The following is a 3058-nucleotide window of genomic DNA, read 5'->3' on the forward strand; positions in this document are numbered from 1 at the left end:
TTGCCGGCGATAGGGCCGCAATGGCCAGCAAGAAAATCAGACCCCTTGCGCCTCGGCCTCTTCATGCGCCTGGCGCAACCGCTCGCGGCTATTGCTCAAATGCATGCGCATGGCCATCTTCGCCCCCTCGCTGTCGCGCCGGGCAATGGCCTCGTAGATCGCTTCGTGCTCATGCATCAGGCGGCCCATGTAGTGCGCCTGGTCATCATGCGCCAGGCGCGCCGAATTGAGCCGGGTCCGTGGAATGATGCTGGTGCCCAGGTGGTTGATGATGTCGGCGAAATAATGGTTGCCGCTGGCCTGGGCGATGCGCAGGTGGAACTGGAAATCCGCCGACACCGCATCGTTGGCATGCGCGGCCCCTTCGTTGAGCTCATCCAGCGCCGCACGCATGCCGGCCAGCTGGTCATCGCTGCGCCGCTGCGCGGCCAGGCCGGCGGACTCGATCTCCAGGGCGATGCGCAGCTCCAGCACCGCCAGCACTTCGCGCAATGTGACCACAGTGGCGGGGTCGATGCGGAACCCGCCCGTGGCCGGCATGTCCAGCACGAAGGTGCCGATACCGTGGCGCGTCTCGACCTGGCCTGCGGCCTGCAGCCGCGAGATCGCCTCACGCACCACGGTACGGCTGACGCCTTCCTCGGCCATGATCTGCGATTCGGTCGGCAGTTTGTCGCCGCGCTTGAGCTGGCCGCTGCGGATGCGCTCGGTCAACACCGTGACCAGTTCCTGGGCCAGACTGCGCGGCTTGCGCCGAGTCCGTGCTTGTACCTGCTGCTCTGTCATGTCCCTGTATTTCACCTCGAAAGACAGCCGTCATGATAGCGCAAGCAGTTGTACGATCACATACGGGCGATGGGGTATTTATCAGGCTCGGCGTGTAGGCATCAGTGGTGCGCAGATCGCGCGCCGCGCAAGCGGCGCTCAATTTCCGCCCCCTGCATCCCTGCGCACCGCCATTGCCCTTAGAGGCAAAGTGCTGGCCCCCAGCCTGCCAAACCAAAGGCAAACTCCCTTCATCTTCAGATGCTTAGGACAGCAACATGCGAGTATTTCTAGCAACGATGGCCGGCTGCCTGCTGGCCTCGACCGCCTTCGGCGCCCACGCCAGGACGCTGAGCCAGAATGATCGCCAGGTCTGTGACTGGGGTTCGCAGATTGCCGCCGAGGCCCAGCAGGCCAAGCTTTCCGGCGTCACCCTGTACGCTACGCGCAACAAGCTGCAAAAGCGCAAGTTCCCCAAGCCATGGATGCGCATGACGGCCTTCGGGATTACCGAACAGACCTACAACAGCCGCTCCCAATTGAAACCGCCTGCGATCAAGCAAACCTACTACGAGCAATGTGTTCAGCATGCGCTAGCCAAAAAATAAATGATTTATTTTTCATATGCTTAACAAACATTTCTCATATTAGTTCGAGAAAATGGCGCGCCGAGGCGCGCACCGACAAGTAGAAACCTGCTGCCACGTCCAGCGCCATTGCGGCAGCACCCGCGCGCGTGAGTCGCCGTTCAGAAAAAGATCGTAAGCTACTGAAATTCAAGCGATTGTGTTGCGCAAACTGCGCCTGCATTGCTGGCCGGGCTGCTGGGCTTGCAGGTGTTCGAGTTACATGACCTCAGCGCCGCCGGTGGCGCTGAGGACGATACGGTCAGCAGCCTGTGAGCGCCACCGGCCGGCGCTCCCCGGCAAAGAACAATGGGCGCAGGCGCACGCCGATCAGGTTGCCGGTGTAGGCAGCCACCAGCCACAACCAGCCATGCACGCTACCCGAGGCGATGCCGCTGAAGTAGGCGCCAATGTTGCAGCCGTAGGCCAGGCGCGAGCCATAACCCAGCAACAGGCCGCCGATCACCGCGGCGATCAGCGACGGCAGCGGAATCTTCAGGCTCGGCGCGAAGCGGCCGGCCAGGCCTGCGGCCAGCAGCGCACCGAGCACGATGCCGATGTCCATGACCGTGGTGATGTCTTGCCACAGCGGCGCGGCCAGGGCCTTGGCGTTGGCCGGAGCCTGCCAGAACACCCAGCTGCCGACGTCCACACCCAGACTGGAGAGGGTCTTTGCCCCCCACAGGGCGAAGGCCGAGGTAATGCCCCATGGGCGCCCGGCCAGGGCCAGGGTGGCGTAGTTCAGCAACGCCAGTGCGACAGCACCCCAGACCAGTGGCCACGGACCGCGCAGGAAGCGACGCAGGCCCCGGTGTTCGCTGCCCACTGGGGCTTCGAGGGCACCGTGGCGGCGCCGTTCCAGTACCACGGTGGCCCAGGCGATCAGGGCGAACACTGCCACGCTTGCCAGCAACGCCGGGCCAACGCCCCAGACCTGAACGATCGAGGTGGCCGGGAACGATGGCAGTGCGAACCACCAGTCAGCATGGTGCGTGGCGCTGACCGAGCCGATGATGAAGAACAGCAGGGTCACCAACATGCGCGCATTGCCGCCGCCTACGGTGAACAGCGTGCCGGAGGCGCAACCGCCGCCCAATTGCATGCCGATGCCGAAGATGAAGGCGCCGAACACCACCGAGACCCCGGCCGGCGCTACCAGCCCGGTGACAGGGTTGCCGAAGAGGCTGCCAGCGGACAGTGCGGGGAAGAACAACAGCACGGCCAGGGTCAGCATGACCATCTGCGCGCGCAGCCCCGCGCCGCGTCGTTCGTTGATGAACACGCGCCAGGCCGAGGTGAAGCCAAAGGCGGCGTGGTAGAGCGTCAGGCCGAGGGCGGCGCCAACGATCAGCAGCAGCACCTGCTTGAAACCGGCGTTGAGGTTGAGGAACCAGGCGCCGGCCAGCAGCAGGGCCAGGGCGATCAAGGGCGCGCCCAGGCGGCGCGGTACGGGAGTGGCGGTTGCGGAGAGACCCATGGGAATGCTCGGATTACAGTGAAACGGGCGGCGAGTATAACGCCGTTGTGCCTGTTCTGGCCTCATCGCCGGCAAGCCGGCTCCCACACACAGGGCCACAGCATTTTCCTGTGGGAGCGGGCTTGTCCCGCGAACACCGGCGAAGCCGGTGCCATGCTCCGCGCTGCCTGTTTCGCGGGGCAAGCCCGCT

General features: G+C 64.5%; 3 protein-coding genes. 1 reads left to right on the forward strand and 2 read right to left on the reverse strand.

Translation table 11 applies throughout. The features are described 5' to 3' along the window. Positions 1-36: 36 nt before the first annotated feature. Positions 37-786: a FadR/GntR family transcriptional regulator gene (locus PMI38_RS20775; RefSeq protein WP_008098253.1), complete on the reverse strand. Its 750-nt coding sequence runs from the start codon at positions 784-786 to the stop codon at positions 37-39. 257 nt (positions 787-1043) lie between these two features. On the opposite strand from PMI38_RS20775, the gene PMI38_RS20780 reads away from it, so the two are divergent. Beyond that, positions 1044-1373, forward strand: coding sequence for a hypothetical protein (locus PMI38_RS20780; protein WP_008098255.1), 330 nt, complete (start codon positions 1044-1046; stop codon positions 1371-1373). Positions 1374-1653: 280 nt separating this feature from the next. Here PMI38_RS20780 and PMI38_RS20785 read toward each other — a convergent pair whose 3' ends face one another. After that, the gene (locus PMI38_RS20785) at positions 1654-2868 is read right to left on the reverse strand and encodes a YeeE/YedE family protein (RefSeq protein WP_008098257.1); all 1215 of its coding nucleotides are present in this window, start codon (positions 2866-2868) and stop codon (positions 1654-1656) included. Between the last annotated feature and the right edge of the window lie 190 nt (positions 2869-3058).

The organism is Pseudomonas sp. GM84 (assembly GCF_000282535.1).
In the GTDB taxonomy this organism is placed as follows: domain Bacteria; phylum Pseudomonadota; class Gammaproteobacteria; order Pseudomonadales; family Pseudomonadaceae; genus Aquipseudomonas.

Coding starts and splice junctions, on each gene's coding strand:
- PMI38_RS20775 (WP_008098253.1), bottom strand. CDS start 786: ATGACAGAGCAGCAGGTACAAGCACGGACTCGGCGCAAGCCGCGCAGT.
- PMI38_RS20780 (WP_008098255.1), top strand. CDS start 1,044: ATGCGAGTATTTCTAGCAACGATGGCCGGCTGCCTGCTGGCCTCGACC.
- PMI38_RS20785 (WP_008098257.1), bottom strand. CDS start 2,868: ATGGGTCTCTCCGCAACCGCCACTCCCGTACCGCGCCGCCTGGGCGCG.